The organism is Anabaena sp. 4-3 (assembly GCF_001597745.1).
In the GTDB taxonomy this organism is placed as follows: domain Bacteria; phylum Cyanobacteriota; class Cyanobacteriia; order Cyanobacteriales; family Nostocaceae; genus Trichormus.
Genome location: NZ_LUHJ01000026.1, coordinates 399,346 through 419,470 on the forward strand (window position 1 = coordinate 399,346; position 20,125 = coordinate 419,470).

15 protein-coding genes are annotated in these 20,125 nt (G+C 41.2%); all 15 read left to right on the top strand.

The window, feature by feature from the left end; genetic code table 11:
* The first annotated feature begins 292 nt into the window (after window positions 1-292).
* The 15 genes from rfbG (at window position 293) to A3775_RS08325 (ending at window position 20,111) form a co-directional block, all read left to right on the top strand.
* Window positions 293-1,390, top strand: a complete 1,098-nt coding sequence (gene rfbG, locus A3775_RS08255; protein WP_066424563.1) for a CDP-glucose 4,6-dehydratase — start codon at window positions 293-295, stop codon at window positions 1,388-1,390.
* Between the two features lie 122 nt (window positions 1,391-1,512).
* Entirely contained in the window at window positions 1,513-2,460 is a 948-nt protein-coding gene (locus tag A3775_RS08260; protein WP_066424508.1) for a glycosyltransferase, read from the top strand.
* 88 nt (window positions 2,461-2,548) lie between these two features.
* Window positions 2,549-3,118, top strand: a complete 570-nt coding sequence (gene rfbC, locus A3775_RS08265) for a dTDP-4-dehydrorhamnose 3,5-epimerase (protein ID WP_066377762.1) — start codon at window positions 2,549-2,551, stop codon at window positions 3,116-3,118.
* A gap of 102 nt (window positions 3,119-3,220) precedes the next feature.
* Complete coding sequence (locus A3775_RS08270; protein WP_066377761.1) at window positions 3,221-4,534, top strand: NAD(P)H-dependent oxidoreductase; 1,314 nt, start codon at window positions 3,221-3,223, stop codon at window positions 4,532-4,534.
* Between the two features lie 103 nt (window positions 4,535-4,637).
* A complete protein-coding gene (locus tag A3775_RS08275; protein ID WP_066377759.1) occupies window positions 4,638-5,726 on the top strand; it encodes a glycosyltransferase in 1,089 nt (362 codons plus the stop codon).
* Window positions 5,727-5,829: 103 nt separating this feature from the next.
* Window positions 5,830-8,061 (top strand): polysaccharide biosynthesis tyrosine autokinase, encoded by a 2,232-nt coding sequence (locus A3775_RS08280; protein WP_066377757.1) that lies wholly within the window; start codon window positions 5,830-5,832, stop codon window positions 8,059-8,061.
* Window positions 8,062-9,464: 1,403 nt separating this feature from the next.
* Window positions 9,465-10,250, top strand: coding sequence for a heterocyst development glycosyltransferase HepC (gene hepC, locus A3775_RS08285; protein WP_066377754.1), 786 nt, complete (start codon window positions 9,465-9,467; stop codon window positions 10,248-10,250).
* A gap of 314 nt (window positions 10,251-10,564) precedes the next feature.
* Window positions 10,565-12,415: a heterocyst formation ABC transporter subunit HepA gene (hepA, locus tag A3775_RS08290; RefSeq protein WP_066377750.1), complete on the top strand. Its 1,851-nt coding sequence runs from the start codon at window positions 10,565-10,567 to the stop codon at window positions 12,413-12,415.
* Window positions 12,416-12,522: 107 nt separating this feature from the next.
* On the top strand, window positions 12,523-13,362 hold the full coding sequence (locus tag A3775_RS08295) for a hypothetical protein (RefSeq protein WP_066377748.1): 840 nt from the start codon (window positions 12,523-12,525) through the stop codon (window positions 13,360-13,362).
* A gap of 2 nt (window positions 13,363-13,364) precedes the next feature.
* On the top strand, window positions 13,365-14,489 hold the full coding sequence (locus A3775_RS08300) for a glycosyltransferase family 4 protein (protein ID WP_066377746.1): 1,125 nt from the start codon (window positions 13,365-13,367) through the stop codon (window positions 14,487-14,489).
* A gap of 40 nt (window positions 14,490-14,529) precedes the next feature.
* Complete coding sequence (locus A3775_RS08305) at window positions 14,530-15,516, top strand: glycosyltransferase family 2 protein (RefSeq protein ID WP_066377738.1); 987 nt, start codon at window positions 14,530-14,532, stop codon at window positions 15,514-15,516.
* A 95-nt stretch (window positions 15,517-15,611) separates the two neighbouring features.
* Window positions 15,612-16,814 carry a glycosyltransferase family 4 protein gene (locus tag A3775_RS08310; protein ID WP_066424513.1) on the top strand — a complete coding sequence of 401 codons (1,203 nt, stop codon included), beginning with the start codon at window positions 15,612-15,614 and terminating at the stop codon, window positions 16,812-16,814.
* Window positions 16,732-17,697 carry a glycosyltransferase family 2 protein gene (locus A3775_RS08315; RefSeq protein WP_066424515.1) on the top strand — a complete coding sequence of 322 codons (966 nt, stop codon included), beginning with the start codon at window positions 16,732-16,734 and terminating at the stop codon, window positions 17,695-17,697. Before A3775_RS08310 ends, A3775_RS08315 begins: the two co-directional genes overlap by 83 nt.
* Before the next feature lie 121 nt (window positions 17,698-17,818).
* Window positions 17,819-19,255, top strand: coding sequence for an O-antigen ligase family protein (locus A3775_RS08320; RefSeq protein ID WP_066377734.1), 1,437 nt, complete (start codon window positions 17,819-17,821; stop codon window positions 19,253-19,255).
* A gap of 121 nt (window positions 19,256-19,376) precedes the next feature.
* The gene (locus tag A3775_RS08325; RefSeq protein ID WP_066424516.1) at window positions 19,377-20,111 is read left to right on the top strand and encodes a phosphoadenylyl-sulfate reductase; all 735 of its coding nucleotides are present in this window, start codon (window positions 19,377-19,379) and stop codon (window positions 20,109-20,111) included.
* The last annotated feature ends 14 nt before the right edge of the window (window positions 20,112-20,125 follow it).

A 20,125-nucleotide genomic window follows, 5' to 3' on the forward strand; every position in this document is an offset into this window, starting at 1 on the left:
GTAAGCTTTTGGCATTTTGCCAAAGATTATTAGCAATACTGTTGTATGGTAATACTTAACAGATGTCACGGAGTTTATTGCAAAACAACCGAATTTATTCCCAACCCAGGGGCAATTTACGCCTAAATCTAGAATTGATGTAAATCCCCCCAATGGTAGAAATCAGATGATATCTACCCCAAATAAAAACATGGAAGTATTTATGTCTTTTCGTAAGTAATAAATACTAGATGTCATAAAAATTAACCGCAAAAGTTAGAAATTCTGCTCAACTAAAGTGAACGGTTTGGTGATGGAATCAAATTTTTGGCATAGAAAAAAAGTTTTTCTCACAGGACACACAGGTTTTAAAGGCAGTTGGATGTCCCTATGGCTACAAATGCTAGGGGCTGAAGTGTATGGTTACTCTTTAACTCCGCCAACATCTCCGAGTCTGTTCGAGTTAGCTGATGTCGCTGAAGGCATGACATCAGTAGTGGGAGATATCAGAGATTTAGACTATCTGCAACAAGCAATGCAGACTTTCCAACCAGATATTGTCATCCACATGGCAGCTCAACCCTTAGTGCGGGAATCTTATCAGCAGCCAGTAGATACCTATGCAATCAATATCATGGGAACAGTCAACGTACTGGAAGCAATCCGCTATGTATCCAGCGTCAAATCAGTAGTCATCATTACCTCTGATAAGTGTTACGAAAACCGAGAATGGATTTGGGGCTACCGCGAAACAGATCCGATGGGCGGATATGATCCATATAGCAGCAGTAAAGGATGTGCAGAGTTAGTCACTACAGCTTATCGTCAGTCATTCTTCAATCCTGCTAACTACTCTCAACATGGCGTGGCTGTAGCTACTGTCAGAGCCGGAAATGTAATTGGTGGTGGGGATTGGGCTAAAGATCGTCTCATTCCTGATATTCTCCGCGCTTGGTTGGGAGGAGAAGAAGTTGTGATTAGAAATCCCCAAGCAGTTCGCCCTTGGCAACACGTTCTAGAACCACTTCATGGTTACTTGATTTTGGCGGAAAAATTATTTACTCAAGGTTGTCTGTATGCAGGTGGCTGGAATTTTGGCCCTGATGAGTCAGGAGTGAAAACAGTCTCTTGGGTAGTTGAGCAACTCCAGCAATTGTGGGGGAACAATGCTAGTTGGATTCAAGATAGTAGATTTCAACCTCACGAAGCCAATTATTTAACCTTAGATTGTTCTAAAGCTCGTAATCTGATCAATTGGCAACCCCAATTAGACTTAGCAACGGCATTAGCCTGGATAGTAGATTGGACTAAAGCCTGGGAACAAGGCTATGACATCAAGCAAAAAACTCAATCTCAAATTCAGCAGTTTATGCAACTATCTAGCAATGCTGAACAGCTAGTGTCAGTTTAGTCCAAGTCACAACAAATAACTCCCTACTTTTCCAGGGGAGTTGCGGCAATATAGGACTCCTATTTGATTGTGGCAAAGCTAGGTGCAAATCAAAGAGCCTTCTTTCCTATTGCCTATTGCTTATGAGCAAATTATTAACCATTGCCATTCCCACCTATAATCGTGCTGAATTACTTGATCAACAGTTATCTTGGTTAGAACGATCTATCAAAGGTTTTGAATCAGACTGTGAAGTATTAGTTGCTGATAACTGTTCTAGCGATCATACTCCAGAGATTATAGAGAAATGGCAGAAAAAGCTGATTAATCTCACTTTTAAATCACACAAGCATCCGCAACATTTAGGCATAATGCAAAATATTATGTATTGCCTAAATTCAGCAGCAACCCAATATGTTTGGGCAATTGGTGTTGATGACCACATTCAAGATAGAACAATAGCTGATGTTATTGATAAACTTAAACAACAGCAGAATCTATCATTGTTATTTCTCAACTTCTCTGGTTGCAATAAAATTACTGGGCATCCAATATATCCACCAAGTATTATTGGTAATCGCTGGTTTGATGCTGATTGTGAAGATGGTTGTAGTGATGGTAAAGCGATTTTTGAGCATTGTTTTGCTAAAAGTTTGGGTGCAGTTATCTTTTTGAGTGCTAGTATCTATCGCACTGATTTAATAAAACGCGCTCTGCAAAATTGGTCAGATGCTGCAAATAACTGGATGTCATTAGCATACATAGCGGGCTATTGTGCTGCACACGGCAATGTGATTGTCACAAAAAAAACTTATTTAGAATGTGCTTTTGGTGCGACTTTTTGGCACAAAAAGCCCAAAGCGGTGCTATTAATGCAATACAAACATATACCTGAAGTCATATCTAAACTGGAAGCAAGTGGATATTCGCAGGAATTTTGCAGACGGATACTTTTGCAGTTTTGCCAAGAGATTGACACAAAGGTTTTATTAAATAAGTTGCGACGATGGCCGATTGCTGCTATCAGAACAGTCATGCCTTTTTTGATTTTAGTTAGGATGGCAACTGTTGATGTGGTGTTTTTTCAATAGATAAAGTTCCTGTTGAGCATCTTTATCTAGAGTAAATACTAAGTGATTAGTAATTATTTCTTCTGTTCAAATTATATTCCTGTCAACTATGATTTTCACTCCTACATCGCTACAAGACGCATTTATTATTGATTTAGAAGAAAAGTCAGATAACAGAGGTTTTTTTGCTCGGACTTTTTGCGCTAGAGAATTTACAGACCACGGTTTAAAACCAGTAGTTGCTCAGTGCAATATTGCTTATAACTATACAAAAGGCACAGTCCGGGGAATGCACTATCAACTCAAACCAGCAGCCGAAACTAAACTGGTGCGTTGTATTAAAGGTGCTATTTATGATGTAATTATTGATATGCGTCCTGACTCACCGACATTTTTATCTCACTTTGGTGTAGAACTCACAGCAGAAAACCGCCGCGCTTTATATGTACCAGAAATGTTCGCTCATGGTTATCAAACTTTGAGCGATGATGCTGAAATTGTCTATCAAGTCGGTGAATTTTATACGCCAGGATATGAAAGAGGGCTACGTTATAATGACCCATTTTTTAACATTGAATGGCCGTTAGAAGTCACATTAATTTCTGAGAAAGATGCCAATTTTCCCCTGTTAGAAACCATTCCCATCGGTAGTTCTAATCCAGTGGAAGCAGTTTGTTAGGCATGGGAAGGGATTGGGGATGAGATTTTTTCCCTCTACTCCCCTGCCTCCCCTGCTCATGCCTCCTGCCTCAAAACAATACGAAATAAAGGAATTAACAAAATGATTATTATTGATCGCGCTCTAGAAGCTCGTGCTGCTGCTGGTAATCCCGTGAGAGTGGGAATGATTGGGGCTGGTTTTATGGGTCGAGGGATTGCTAACCAAATTATCAATTCTGTTCCTGGTATGGAGTTGGTAGCAATCTCTAACCGTAGCCTGGATGGTGCTAAACGTGCGTATACAGAAGCAGGTATTGAGGAAATTCAAATTGTTGAGAGTGTAGGCGCATTAGAGACAGCGATCGCTCAAGGGAAATATGCGATTACTGAAGATGCCAACTTCATCTGCCAAGCCCAAGGTATTGATGCGATTATCGAAGTGACTGGTGCAGTGGAATTCGGTACTCAGATGGTGATGCAAGGAATTGCTCACCGCAAACATATTATTATGATGAACGCCGAACTCGACGCTACTATCGGCCCCATCCTCAAAGTTTATGCAGATAAAGCCGGCGTGATTCTCTCCGCTTGTGATGGCGACCAACCAGGAGTAGAGTTGAACCTTTACCGATTTGTCAAAAGTATTGGTTTGACTCCCCTATTGTGCGGAAATATCAAAGGATTGCAAGACCCCTACCGCAACCCGACCACTCAAGAAGGATTCGCCAAACGTTGGGGACAAAAAGCCCACATGGTGACAAGCTTTGCCGACGGTACAAAGATATCATTCGAGCAGGCGATCGTTGCCAACGCCACAGGCATGAAAGTTGCCAAGCGGGGAATGTTGGGTTACAACTTCACCGGTCATGTAGACGAAATGACCAATATGTATGATGTGGAACAACTTAAAGAACTCGGTGGCATCGTAGACTATGTAGTTGGAGCTAAACCCAGCCCTGGCGTGTTTGTCTTTGCTACCCATGACGACCCCAAACAACGCCACTACCTCGACCTCTACAAATTAGGTGAAGGCCCTCTATATAGCTTCTACACCCCCTATCACCTCTGCCATTTTGAAGTACCCTTATCTGTAGCCCGTGCAGTTTTATTCCAAGATGCTGTGATGGCTCCTTTAGGCGGCCCCTTAGTGGACGTAGTAGCCACTGCCAAAATTGACCTCAAGGCAGGAGACACTTTAGATGGCATAGGCTATTATATGACCTACGGACAATGTGAAAATTCCAATATTGTCCAACAACAAAAGCTTCTACCAATGGGTTTAGCCGAAGGATGCCGTCTCAAGCGTGATATTCCCAGGGATCAAGTCCTCACCTACGATGATGTAGAACTACCAGCAGGCAGACTGTGTGACCAACTCAGAGCCGAACAAAATCAATATTTTGCCTCAGAGAAAGTCCTCGCCACAGTTAGCTAGCATCTGACTTATTTGGCAATCGTAATTTAGAAATATTGCCCCCCTTCGGACAAGGGGGGTTCAGGGTATCTGATCGGCGGTTAATTAATAATTTGAGAAGACCATGAAAATTGCCCTAGTTCATGATTATTTAACGCAGCGTGGTGGAGCAGAACGCGTCTTTGAACTACTTTGTCACCGTTATCCAGAAGCGGATATTTTTACATCTTTATATGATCCTGAGAGAACTATCGATGTAGGCGATCGCATAGTTAAGACAACTTTCTTACAAAAAATTCCTGGTGCAGCCAAATATTTTAGATTAATGGCTCCCTTATATTTTCCTGCCTTCCGGGCTTTAGATTTGCAAGACTACGATTTAATTATTAGCAGTAGTACCAGCTTTGCCAAAGCAGTGAAAAAGCGACAAGATGCCAAACACATTTGCTTTTGTCATAATGTCACTCGTTTCTTGTGGGATACAGAAACTTATTTACGAGAATATAGTGACTATCGCTACTTTGCCCCCTTCATCCAAAGAATTTTTCAATTAATGAGAGATGTAGACCTGAAATATGCTCAGGAACCTGATATCTACATTGCCAATTCCAGCACAGTTGCCCGCCGCATTCACAAGATTTACGGCAAACAAGCACTGATGATTAACTATCCTATCGATACCAGTAACTTTATTTTTTCAGATACCAAAGATGAATACTATTTAGCATCGGCGCGGATGATTAGTTATAAGCGACTCGATATCATAGTTGAAGCATTTAACTGGTTAGGATGGCCGTTATTAATATCTGGAGATGGCCCAGAAAGAGAACGATTACAAGCTAAAGCGTTGGATAATATTCAATTTTTAGGTCATGTCAGTGACAGCCAACGTAAAGATTTGTTTGCGAAAGCGAAATCCATAATAGTAGCAGCCTTAGAAGACTATGGTTTAGTACCTGTAGAGGCTAATGCTAGTGGTACACCAGTGATTGCTTATGGCGCAGGTGGTGTATTAGATACGCAAATACATAGACACACCGGAGTATTTTTTACCAGACAAACACCGGAATCTTTACAAACTGCATTATTAGAGTCCGGAAAAATTGCTTGGAATTATGAAAATATTCGTAATCATGCTGTGAATAATTTTTCAGAACAAGTCTTCTTTAACAAAGTTGAGCGAGTTATTGACGAAACTTGTGGTGTCAATTGAAGAAGAAGACTGTCCTTTTATTTCAGCTTGGGCAATTAGTGAAAATTACCAAATCTGATTTGTTAGTAGTTCACGTAGCGTCTCGCAGATAAGGATAATAAACGTGGTTCAAAGCAGTCTAAGCACCAATATCGTCACTTCAAATCAAGATACAGAACCTAGCTATGGAAAAATTTTTACGGTACTTATTCGGAGATTTCCTTGGTTTTTAGCAGTATTGTTCACCACAATTGCCTTAGCAGCTTTCATCACTTCTAAAACCAAACCTACCTACAAAAGTACAATGCAGTTGTTGGTAGAACCTAACTACCAAGGTAGAAGAGAGACAGCCGGGCCAGAAACTCAATTTCTCGAACCTGATGTCCAGATAGATACTGCAACTCAACTTAATTTGATGCAGAGTTCAGGACTGATTCAAAAAGCAGTTACAAAACTACAATCTGAATATCCAAATATTACTGTCGCTGACATTAAAAATGCTTTAGTCTTGAATCAAATCAAGACGAAAGAAGATAATGTAGCGACTAAAATTTTCCAGGTAGACTACACAGCTAACGATGCCGAAAAGACGCAAAAAGTTCTGGCTGCTATTCGTCAAGTTTATGTGGAATACAACAAAGAACAGCAGGATATGCGTCTGCAAAAAGGTCTACAAGTTATCAGAGAACAATTAAGCAAAGCCAGCGAAGAAGTAAACGCGGCTGAAGCCAACTTACAACGGTTCCGCAGAAATCAGAATTTAATTGATCCAGTTGCACAGGCTAAAGCTTTAGAAGATGCTTTGAACGCTGTTGAACAGGAACGCCGTACTACTCGTTCTCAGTATCAAGAGGCTTTAGCCAAGCAAAAATCTTTGCAAGAACAACTCAACCGTTCTCCTCAAAATGCTTTAGTTGCTTCCCGTCTGAGTCAGTCTACTCGCTATCAAGGCTTACTCAACGAAATTCAAAAAACAGAACTGTCGTTGGCTCAAGAACGCCTACGCTTTACAGATGAGACTCCTAGCGTGCAGAAGTTGAAAGAACAACTGCAAAGCCAAAAGGAATTATTGCAACAAGAAGTAGGCAGAACTTTAGGCTTTAAAGGAGTCAGTGTTTTCAATTCCAGGGAACCGCTTCTGGAACAAGGACAACTAGGTGAAATTGACCTTAACCTTGCTAGTCAACTGGTAGAAACACAGACAACTATAGTTGCATTAAGTGCGCGTGACCAAAGTTTGGCACAGAAAGAAAATCAGCTACGTCTAGAAATCAAACGCTTTCCGCCCCTATTGGCTTATTACAACCGCATACAACCACAGTTACAATTTAGTCGCGAAAGATTGGAGCAACTGTTGCGGGCAGAACAGCAATTGCGCCAAGAATTAGCCAAGGGTGGATTTAATTGGGAAGTTGTGGAAGAACCCCAACTAGGTGTGAAATTAGGCCCTAACCTCCAGCAAAATCTGATGTTGGGTGCAGTGGTAGGGTTAATGTTGGGTGGTATTGCCGCCTTTATTCGGGAAGCATCTGATGATTCTGTTCACACTACGGCTGAGTTAGAAAAACAAGCTGCTTTGCCTTTGTTGGGAACTACTCCTAAACTAGCACCAGCTAAAACCAAAGAATCTATGATTAAGCTACCTTTTGGTAAGCCAGAAATACCTGCACCTTGGACGATTGAGGTTTTACAATCTCCTCACCGTTGGGAATCTTTGGATCTGATTTACAAAAATATCGAACTTTTAAATTCTGTCTCTAGCTTGAAGTCGTTGATGATTTCCTCGCCTGTGGTGGATGAGGGTAAGTCAGCTTTCGCTTTGGGTTTAGCGATGAGTGCGGCGCGGTTACATAAACGGGTACTGTTGATTGATGCTAACTTACGTCATCCGAGTCTGCATGAACAGCTAAATATTCCCAATGATCAAGGGCTTTCTACTCTCTTGGCTAGTGAGATCACTTTGCCTAATCAGATTGGAACTCATTCTGTAGGCTCAACCTATATTGATATTTTAACGGCTGGCCCTCAACCTGCTGATGCTGCTAATCTTTTGAGTTCTCCCCGGATGCAGGAATTGATGAACGCATTTGAGGAGAACTATGATTTAGTAATTATCGATGCGCCGCCTGTTTTGGGTTTGGTGGATGCGATGCTGACGGCTTCCTCTTGTCGGAGTGTGGTATTGGTAGCTAGCATCGGTAGGGTAACTCGCAGCCAAATCGCCCAAGCTACAGGTATGTTGAGTAGGTTAAACCTGATTGGAGTTGTGGCTAATGGGGTGGCTAACTCTGATAGTACCTATGTACAGTATGCTAGGGAATATCGATATGCTCTACAACAAGCGGTAGAGAAGTAGAAGGGATTGGGGATTGGGGAATAGGTAAAAATTCTTTTCACCTGCTGCCTCCGCTTCCTGCTCCCTGTTGAATTCATCTGACTTGAGTCATACTTTTTGATTGTGCGATCGCCTGTTCAGGGTTGCGATCGCACTTGTGTTTTTGCTGGGCTGATATATTAGTCATTAGTCATTGGTCATTAGTCATTAGTCATTGGTCATTAGTTACAGCAGGGAACAGGGAACAGGGAACAGTCCCCAATCCCCAATTCCCAGTCCCCAATTCCCAGTCCCCAATCCCCAGTCCCCAATCCCCAATCCCCTGCCTCCCCACTCTCTGTGTTTCTTAGGAGTTATAATCTCTTCTGCCTTCTGACTTGATTGACAAATTTATATAATTTAATAATTTTATGTCCAAAAAATGTTGAAATAAACTTGACTTTTTTAAATGTACAATTTAAACTTTTTTTGTGTTAAAATTAACTCTAAAATTATTACTAAATAAATAAGTATATTTATGCCAGCTTTATATTTTGGCTGGGAAACACTTTTTATTTAAAGAATAAATAAAGAATCAGTTTTGCTATATAGTTATTTATATGGATTCTTATATCCTAGATATTGAAATTAATTTTAGGTGACTCAACGGTAATAGTGGACTAGCTTTCTTAAATTTATTGAACATAGTAGACAAGTAGGCAAAATAAACATAATTACAAAGTTATTAAGCTCATCATGGGGTAACATACCTCTACATTTACCCAACATCCCTAATTTGTATCCGAGACATCTAAATTTCCAGTTAACTTTCTAATTATGTTGACTACTACCTATCTACTTAGTATGTCATCCAGCACGACGTAAATTCAATAAATATATTTCTGCAATTCAAGACAACAGGGAACTCTTAACAGGAACGTTTGAAGGGGGTTCAATCCCCCATGAACGCCAACCGTCAATAGGTGGGGGTATTAAACGCTGTGATTGGCAGAGGAAACAGCCAACAAATCTCAATTAAACTCAAAAATTGACTGTTGCCCGTTGTCTATTAAGAGTTCCCTCTCCCGTTGGCGCAGCCTCTTGTAGAGAAGGGAGATAAACAGGCTACTAGAAAGTTAAACAGCACAAAACATCGGTCATTTGGCTTTTAACTGAATATCTCAAATCTAGCAGAATTACCAAAGTGTCATATCTTGCACCATTCTCAATCAGAATAGGCGATGCACAGCCCACAACGTAAAACTCATAATCTTAGCTACCTGCTAGCAATGCCCACCCTACAAAAATTGTCATCAAGCAACGGGTGCAAGATGTGTAAATATCTATAACTTTGGGCTAGAAAGCACGATTCACATCGCCGTCTTTGACATTGATAGCCTTTGATATCAACTCAGCGATTTACTTGACATAAATCCCAAGACATTATGACAAGCACAATAGTTCCAACTCTTCTTCATAACTATCCTGTAACCCCACAACAGCAAGAAAATCGCGCCTCACGCTACACTCTCCAATGGCGGCGGGGTCAACTGTTGGTAAAGGCTTCTACAAAATTGCCACAGCCATATTTACCTTCTCTAGATAATCAGCAATTGTTAGTAGAATGCTTAAAACATTCACCAGTCAACTTGGTGAGTATAGATGCCAAACTGGGTAAAACTGTGTTACAGTTCTGGGCTGAGGGCTGTGAACAAGCTAATAAACCTATATTCCTCCGCATACCTTCTGGTTCTAAATTTTTCCAACGAACTAGCCAAAATGGAATGTGGTTGCAATTGATAAACAGGGTGATTGCCGGCGGATTATTGCTGTTGTTAAGTCCAATCATGGCAGTATTGATAATACTGATGCAAGTTTATTCACCCAAGTCAATCTTTACTCGTGAATGGCGTGTAGGACAAAGGGGTAAACTGTTTCGCACGATTAAGTTTTGTACTACTCATCAGCAAAATACCACTGTTTTGGGGCGTTGGTTGAGTAAATCAGGTTTAGATCATCTGCCACAATTATGGAATGTGCTACGAGGTGAAATGAGTTTGATAGGAACTCGTTGTTGGACTTTAGAAGCAGCCATAAGTTTGAGTTTAGAAAGACAACATCAACTCAAGCAACTACCAGTAATTAACAATTCATGGGAAGTGAAGGCAGAAGCCCAGGTGTTACATTTGGACGGACAAACCTGTAGTTTAAAAGAGGGTGTAAGGGTGTAAGGGAAAGACTCTTTCATGTTTGGTTATCGGTTTTGCTCGTGATTAACTGTGATGTAACTGTGTTGAGTACAAAGTGGTGCCAATAAAACTACCATTCAGCAGTGCTGAGTTGAAGTATTCACTCAGCACTACATCTGTAAATAGAGTATGATTTTTCTGTAAAATTTTACTACTTTACAACATCTTTAAATCAGTGAGTTTTTTTGAGGATTATGACAGTAATTGATAAATTTATCTGTTGGCTGATAATAAAGCCGAATTAGTTACTTAGCGTATATCGCTGATAAATAACCAAGTCTGATTAGAAAATAATCATGCGTTTTCAACCAAATCAACTCATCCGTAATCTATTAAAAGCTACTAGCTTCTGGAAAGATAACTATTTAATTTTGCAAGAATTCAAAAAATTCCGCAAAATAGCAATCTTAGCTTTGGTGTTCTCAGTGCTAGCGGCTACTTTTGAAGGTGTAAGCATTGGATTTTTACTTTCATTTTTGCAAAGTTTAACCAGCCCAGATGCTCAACCAGTCAAAACAGGTATAGAATGGTTTGACATTTTAATTTTAGGGGCGAAAGAACCAGCGATTAATCGGTTGTATCGGATATCTGTACTGATTTTATTCAGTGCTTGGTTACGAGCAACCTTTAATTATTTTAGCCAAGTTTATATAGAATTAGCGCAATTATATCTTGGCGATCGCCTGCGAAAAAGTATTTTTGAACAACTGCAATCTTTCCAACTGAGTTACTTTAGTAAAATTTCCTCTGGGGAACTATTTAACACGATTACCACAGAAATTGAAAGAATTAAGCAGGTTTTCAGTGGTGCAGCCTTTTTATTGACTAGAGGCTTGGCAGTTCTGGTTTATGTAATTTCCATGTTTGTGATTTCATGGCAGCTAACATTAGTATCTACCATGTTATTTTCATTGTTAGCGGTAGGCTTATCTAATTTGAATGCCAGAGTGCGCGAAACCAGTTTCGGAATGTCGGTGGCTAATGGAAATTTTACATCAGCAGCCGTAGAATTTATTAATGGGATGCGGACAGTTCACGCCTTTGGAACTCAAAATTTTGAACGCGATCGCTACTACAAAGCTAGTCAAGAAGTCGTCAGTTCTACTACCAAAGTCATCATCACCTGGACATTGGTAAAACCAATTGCAGAAGCTATCGCTACCACTGTCTTAGTCGGGATGATTGTATTAGCATTCACTAACTTTGTCTCTGATGGTCAGTTACAAATTTCTTCTCTATTAACCTTTTTCTTTGTACTCTTCCGACTTGTCCCATTTATTCAAGATATTAATGGCACTAGAGCATTTTTAAGCAGCTTGCAAGGTTCGGCAGACAATATTAAAAACCTGCTGAGAACGGATGATAAGCCTTATTTCCAAAATGGTAAAATCAAATTTACCGGCTTAAAAAGGTCAATTGATTTAGTATCTGTAGATTTTGGTTACAGTCCTGATCACTTAATTTTGCGTGACATTACCTTGAGCATTGAGAAAGGTAAAACTACAGCTTTAGTTGGTGCGTCTGGTGCTGGTAAAACCACACTAGCTGATTTAATTCCTCGCTTTCATGATGCTACTCAAGGCGATGTTTATTTAGATGATATCGACATTAGGAAGTTTGAGATTAATTCCTTACGTCGCAAAATCGCTGTCGTTAGTCAAGACACGTTTATTTTTAACACTTCTGTTTGGGAAAATATCGCCTACGGTACACCAGAAGCGACTCCAGAACAAATTAAAGAAGCGGCAAAACTAGCTAACGCCTTGGAATTTATTTTAGAAATGCCTGAAGGCTTTGACACCAAACTAGGAGATAGGGGTGTACGCTTATCTGGAGGACAAAGACAAAGATTAGCAATAGCTCGTGCTTTATTACGTAACCCAGATATTTTGATTTTGGATGAAGCAACTAGCGCGTTAGATTCTGTATCAGAGCGATTAATTCAAGACTCATTAGAAAAGCTATCAGCAGGGAAAACAGTAATTGCGATCGCTCACCGTCTTTCTACTATTGCTAAAGCCGATAAAGTCGTAGTTCTTGACCAAGGACGCATCGTAGAACAAGGCGGTTATCAAGAATTACTAGAGCAAAAAGGTAAGCTGTGGAAATATCACCAAATGCAATATGAAATGGGACAAGCTGGATAGAAATATTTCGGGAGAATTTCTTTAATCTTTGATGAAGAAAACCAACAAACTGCTGTATTCAGCAACAAGCTAAGTAAATAATTCTATCTCTTACTCAGGGAAAACGAATGGTAAATATTGGCTATCATACTGCGCGATTTCAAGGAAAAATAAATCGTTCTCTATATAAGTCTCTGCTACCTCAAATAGTTAAACGTTCCATTCCCCACCCTGGTAATGTGACGATTAATGTCTATGCTTTATCTTGTGAACGTGACTTACCAGAACAAGTAGCTAGTATTCGCTCATTTATTCGGAATATCGGCATTCCCCAGACATTTACTGTGATTTCGGATGGTAGCTACACTGATGCTAGTTGTCAGTTACTGCGTTCTATTCATCCCTGCGTTGAGGTAGTACCTTTAAACAAGTTGATCAGAACCGACTTGCCGCAATGCGTTTCTGATTATGCCCAACAGCATCCGATGGGGAAAAAGTTATCAGCATTGATGTCAATTCCCGTTGATGGTGCAACTATTTACACTGACTCAGATATTTTGTTTTTTCCTGGTGGAAGTGATTTAGTTGATTTAGCTAATTCAGATAGTAAATCCTCTTATTATCTGCCTGATTGCTCAGTGTCTTTAGATGCACGCATCATTTATGAGCCAGAAGAAAAATTAAATCCTGTCAATGGTGGATTTATTTTATTTAAGCATGAGTTTGATTGGAATTTGGCAATTGAACGTTTAGCAAACCTGTCCGGACTGCCGATCTACTTTACTGAACAAACAATTGTACATTTAACAATGCACCATAATCATGGTGTACCACTATGTACAAAAAAATATGTTTTGGATGTTACAGACCAATTTATTTATCCTGATAAATTTGCCAGTAAAGAAATTGCTTTACGGCATTATGTAAGTGATGTCAGACACAAGTTTTGGTTTAATTTTGGTTTTTAAGGATGATTGCGAACATAATTGATTCCCCAATGATTTATCACTGTTCTCAAACAGATATTAGAGGCGGTGGCGGTATTGAAACTTACGTGGCTTCTTTAGTATCGGCTCAACTTCCAGGGGTAAGCGATCGCACTATTACGTCTTTAAAAACAGTAGATCAAAAGCAGTTCAAGTTACTGCATATTCACGACCCGGATATGTTAGTTGATTGGCGGCAAGAATGTCCAGCAATTTTGACTTTGCATAATCACTCTATTTACTGTCCCAGTGGTACACAATATCTAGCAGATAGGGGTAGAGTGTGCGATCGCGCCATGCACCCTTTAGGATGTGCTTGGGGTCATCTAGTCGATGGCTGTGGTAGTCGCAGACCACAAAATATTCTCCAAGACTGGCGAAACACATCTCAGGTGCTAGAAGCCCTCAAAAAATTACCTATTCCGGTAATTGCTAATAGTGATTATGTCCGTCAGCAAGTCATTAGTAGTGGTATACCACCGGAACGGGTAATAACATTGCGCTGTGGTGTCCAACCACCCAAAACTGAGACTGCACCTTTGAGTCAAGACATCCATCAACAGCAGCGCATTTTATTTGTCGGTCGGATTGTTCCGTACAAAGGCATTGAATGGCTAATTAAAGCCTTAGTGAAAACTCACCCAAGTATCCATTTAGATATTGCTGGTGATGGTTGGGGTAAGCCGAGTATGGAACGTTTAGCAGCGAAAATGGGGTTAAGCGATCGCATTACTTGGCATGGTTGGTGTAGTGGCGAAAAATTAGCCGCACTGTATCAACAATGTTTGGCTGTGGTTTTTCCCAGTTTGTGGCCGGAACCGGCTGGTTTAGTCACACTGGAAGCCTATAGCCATTATCGACCCGTAATAGCCAGTGCAGTCGGAGGAATTCCAGAACATCTGCGAGATGGTGAAACAGGTATTTTAGTTCCACTCAATGATGTGCAGAAGTTAGCCAATGCCATCAATGAACTAGCATCAAATTATCTCAAATGTCGGCTTATGGGTCAACAAGGTCAGGCTTGGTTCCAGGAAGAATTTACACTTGATGTGCATGTGCAACGACTCGAAAAAATTTATGCCAGAACTATTGCTGAATTTCAACCTTAAATTCTGAATCTGAACCAATTTCGCCAGCCTAATCACAATTATGAATCATCTTAATTCTTCAGAACCTCTGGTTAGTGTAATTATCCCCACGTATAACAGAGCAGAATATTTAAAACAGGCGATCGCCAGCGCAGTTAAACAAACCTATCACAACATTGAAATTATCGTTTCTGATAATTGCAGCCCCGAAAGTCCCCAAGCAATTGTCGAATCCTTTCAAGACTCGCGGATTAAATTTTGGCGACATCCAGAAAATATGGGGATGTTGCCCAATCAAATGAACGCCTTCAAAATGGCACAAGGTAAATATGTCGCTAGCCTCCATGATGATGATATTTGGCATGAGGATTTTTTAGCCAAGTTAATACCACATTTAGAAGCAGATTCTCAGTTGATTTTAGGTTTTTGCGACCAGTATATTATTGATAGCAAAAGTCAAATTAATCACGAAAAAACAGAAGTATATACTCGTGATTATCAGAGAGATAAATTAGCCGAAGGAGCTTACCAAAATTTTGTCAAAATAGGCTTAATTGACAAAAGTATCCCCACAGCTTCAGCTTGTGTCATTCGCAATCATCTGATTGATTGGGATAGTATTCCCCCAGAAGTTGGCGGAATGTGGGACTTATATTTAACTTATCTATGTTGTATATCAGGTTATGGAGTTTACTATTATCCCGAAAGATTAACCCTATATCGTGAGCATGAACAAACTGATACTCAACTCAGTGGTAGTAGAAATGCTCAGGCAAAAATTCGTAAAGCTCAGAGCGAAATTTTCTGTTACAAAATCTTCATGGAAGATATGCGTTTAAAAGAATTTCGTTCCTACTTTCAACAAAAGTGGTTGGAAGCTCATACAACTTTAGGAATTGGTTTATTACGTAATCAACAAACAACAGCAGCACGTTCCTATCTTTGGCAAGCATTCACGCAACAAAAATTTAATTTACGGACTTTCGTAGCATTAAGTTTGAGTTTTACTCCACGAACTTTAGCTAATCCCCTGTTGGGAGTGAAGTAAGTAGGGAGGTAGGGGAGCAGGGGAGAAAAACTAATGACTAATGACTAATAACTAATGACTAATAACTAATGACTAATAACTAAGGACTATAATAGATGAAAATCTGTATTGTGACCCATAAAGTTAGAAAAGGTGATGGTCAAGGTAGAGTCAATTATGAAGTTGTGAAAGAGGCTCTACGTCAGGGGCATCACCTCACATTATTAGCTAGTGAGATTGCACCGGAATTAGCAGAAAATCAAGCTATAAATTGGGTGAAAATTCCGGTTGATGGCTATCCGACGGAATTTATTCGCAATTTCATTTTTGCTCAAAAAAGTGCTGATTGGTTGCGAAAAAATCGCGCTAATTTTGACTTAATAAAAGTAAATGGAGCGATTACAAAAGCTACAGCCGATGTGAATGCTGTGCATTTTGTGCATAGTTCTTGGTTGCGATCGCCTGTGCATATTTCCCGTGTGCGTCGAGACTTGTATGGTGCGTACCAGTGGCTATACACAGCCCTAAATGCCCATTGGGAAAAACAAGCTTTCCAAAGAGCCAAAATTGTCGTCGCCGTCTCGGAGAAAGTCGCCCAAGAATTAGTCGAAATTGGTGTACCCCGTTCCCGAATCCGGGTAATTGTCAATGGCGTGGATTTACAAGAATTTGCGCCCGGTGTAGCCAACCGTCAACAATTAGGGCTACCAGAAAACGTCACCTTAGCGTTATTTGCCGGAGATATCCGTACACCCCGGAAAAACTTAGATAGCGTGCTGCAAGCTTTAGTCAAAGTTCCCGACTTACATCTAGCTGTAGTCGGAAATCCCGAAGGTAGCCCCTTTCCTGAGTTAGCAGCAAGTTTGGGGTTAAGCGATCGCGTTCATTTCGTCGGCTATCGTCGTGATATCGCCGATATTATGCGAACCGTCGATTTATTCGTGTTTCCTTCTCGATACGAAGCCTGCACCTTGGTATTGTTAGAAGCACTCGCCTCTGGATTACCCGTAATTACCGCCACCGCCACCGGGGGAGCAGAATTAGTCACCCCAGAGTGCGGCGTAGTTTTACCCGACTCAGATGATACTGACGCTTTAGCAACCGCCTTGTTGTCAATGGTGAGCGATCGCCAGCGTAGGCAACAAATGAGTCAAGCCGCTAGGACTTTAGCCGAAAAGTACAGTTGGCAGACTATGGCACAAACCTATATGGATCTATTTGAGGAGTTCATTAGCCATGCAGAACACAGTTCTTATCCCCACCTATCGCCGTCCTCTCGATCTATCACGTTGCCTTACGGCACTACAAGCGCAAACTAAACCAGCCAACCAAATAATAGTAGTTGTCCGCGACACAGATACAGAAACAAGGCAATTCCTCGCCAACTTCGATCCTCAACACCTACCACTACAAACCGTCACAGTCACACAACCAGGGGTAGTTGCCGCCCTCAACGCTGGCATGGCAGCAGTCACAGGTGATATAGTTTCCATCACCGATGACGATGCCGCCCCCCGTCCTGATTGGTTAGCAAGTATCAACGCCCATTTTCTCAAAGATACTGCTGTCGTTGGCGTTGGTGGTCGTGACTGGATTCACCAAGGCAACCAAATATTAGACGCATCCCGCCCAATAGTCGGACAATTGCAGTGGTTTGGACGAGTCATTGGCAACCATCACCTAGGAGTAGGAGAACCCCGCGAAGTCGATATTCTCAAAGGCGTAAACATGAGTTTTCGCACCCAAGCCATCGGAGAATTACATTTTGATCAACGGATGCGAGGCACAGGCGCACAAGTACATTTTGAAATGGCCTTCACCCTAGCCTTAAAACGTGCAGGTGGAAAAATAATTTACGATCCCCAAATTGCCGTAGATCACTATCCAGCCCAAAGATTTGACGAAGACCAACGTCATAATTTTAACGCGATCGCCCAAATAAACCTAGTCCATAACGAAACCCTCATCCTATTAGAACATCTCCCACCCCTACGCCGTACCATCTTCCTATTGTGGGCAATCATCATAGGTACAAGAGACTGCTACGGCTTCCTCCAATGGCTGAGATTCTTCCCCAGCCAAAGCCAACTAGCAACCCGCAAACTCATAGCCTCACTACAAGGACGTTGGCAAGCCTATCAACAATTCCAAACCCAAAACCCACTCAAACCGCCCCTAACACAACTACAAAACTCAAACTAATTTTGTAGGCGCAAGCCTTCCCGCAGGCTATGCGTGAATTTTGAATTTTGAATGAGAGAATTTTGAATTTTGAATTAACATTAGCGTGCCTCTGCGTTTAAAAAAATTGTAGGAAATACCAGTGATTTCTCAACAAATACTCTTTAACACCTTTTCAAACCAAAAATTTTCACCCAAACAGCGATCGCTAGAAGGTTGGCTAGTCATCCTCGGCTTTATACTACTAACAACAACTTGCTATTTTGCCGGTGCTGCTAGCCTACTCCGGATAATTTATCCAGCCACAGCTTTTGTTGTAGCGATATTTTTATACTTGCGCCATCCCATCCTGTATATCGGCTTCAACTGGTGGATTTGGTTTCTCACCGCCTTTGCCACCCGGCTAGTTGACTATCGCATCGGTTGGGATCCCACCCGCCAAATGATGGTAGCACCCTATTTAGTATCATTTGTCAGCATTGCTACCTTCATCAAATACTTACCCAGTGCAGCCCGCCAGGGAGGCTTACCCTTTATTCTCCCCGCCTTGGGTGTATTTTATGCCTTTCTAGTAGGATTAATTTTTAATGCACCGCTTCCCGTAGCCAGGGGCTTTTTAGATTGGGTTAGTCCCATCATTTTCGCCTTTCATTTGTTTGTCAACTGGCGAGACTACCCCAGCTATCGCCAAAATATGCAACGAGTATTTTTCTGGTGCGTATTACTCACAGGGGCTTACGGCGTGTATCAATTTGTAGTAGCTCCAGAGTGGGATCGTTATTGGCTAATAGAATCAAAACTTTACACCAGTTCCGGCTCACCTGAACCCTTTGGGATGCGGGTATGGAGTACAATGCACTCTGTTGGCCCCTATGCAGCCGTCTTACAAGCTGGCTTATTGTTAATGTTTACCAGCACTCAAGGGGCGTTAACTTTTCCAGCGTCCGCCTTTGGTTATTTATCATTCCTACTTACCCAAGCACGTAGCAACTGGGGAGGTTGGCTACTGGGGGTAGTGATGATTTTCATATCAGTAAAAACGCGGATTCAAATGCGTTTAATCGCCATCATTTTGATGATGGCAATCTGCGTTGTACCCTTGACAACTATCGAGCCAATTTCTGAAGTTGTGGCTGAACGGATGGAAAGTTTTACCAATCTGGAACAAGATACTAGCTTTAGAGATAGATCAGGGAACTATGACAGAAACTTGAATCTTGCCTTAACTAATGGACTGGGTAACGGTTTAGGAAATATTTGGAAAGTCAACGAAGAAACAGGACAAATCGAAGTATTTGTAGTTGACAGTGGAATTTTAGATATGTTTTTCACCTTGGGATGGTTTGGAACAATCCCATATTTAGGCGGATTAATCTTATTACTTTACAACGTTTGTAGCTATAGTGAAGCCCGGTTTGATAGTTTTGTCAGTGCTGCCCGTGCTATTGGTATAAGTTTTTGCGCCCAGCTAATTATCAGTAGTGGAATGCTGAGTATCATGGGGATGATTTTGTGGGGATTTTTAGCGATGGCAATGGCAGCCCACAAGTATTACAAGCAGCAAGGAATTAGTTATTAGTCATTAGTCATTAGTCATTAGTCATTAGCTTCCTTCTCCTCCGCTTCCCCTACTCCCCCAACTGTACTGGTGCATCTGAAATTGGTACAATTCAGGGTGCAAGAGAGGAGAACATTCACAGATGGTAGCTACCCATACGGATTTAAATATTGCTGCTCTAGAGGCAGAATACAGTCAGAAATCACCAAGGGAAATTCTCAAGTTTGCCTTGGATACTTTTAACAACATGGCAATTTCCTTCAGTGGTGCTGAGGATGTTGTTCTCATTGATATTGCTTCCAAGATTACCAAAGATTTCCGTGTGTTTACCCTTGACACAGGACGCTTGCACCCAGAAACATATCAGTTATTGGATCAAGTTAGAAAACATTATGGTATCAAATTAGAAGTAATGTTCCCTGATACGGCAGAAGTTCAAGCTTTGGTAGAAGAAAAGGGAATGTTTAGCTTCTACGAAGATGGTCATAAAGAATGCTGTGCAGTTCGCAAAGTTAAGCCCCTGCGCCGCAAACTTAACACCCTTGATGCTTGGGTAACAGGACAACGCAAAGACCAAAGTCCCAGCACCCGCAACCATATTCCTGTAATTGAACTTGATACTGCCTTCTCTACAGAAGACCATCAATTAATTAAGTTTAACCCCTTAGCCAACTGGTCTTCTGCTCAAGTGTGGGAATATATCCGCGCTTTAGATGTACCTTACAACAAATTACACGAGCGCGGTTTTATCAGCATTGGTTGCGAACCCTGCACCAGACCTGTTTTACCCAACCAGCACGAACGGGAAGGCCGTTGGTGGTGGGAAGAGTCTACCGCTAAGGAGTGCGGTTTACACGCAGGTAATTTGCAAAAATAGTTAAGTAGTAGGTG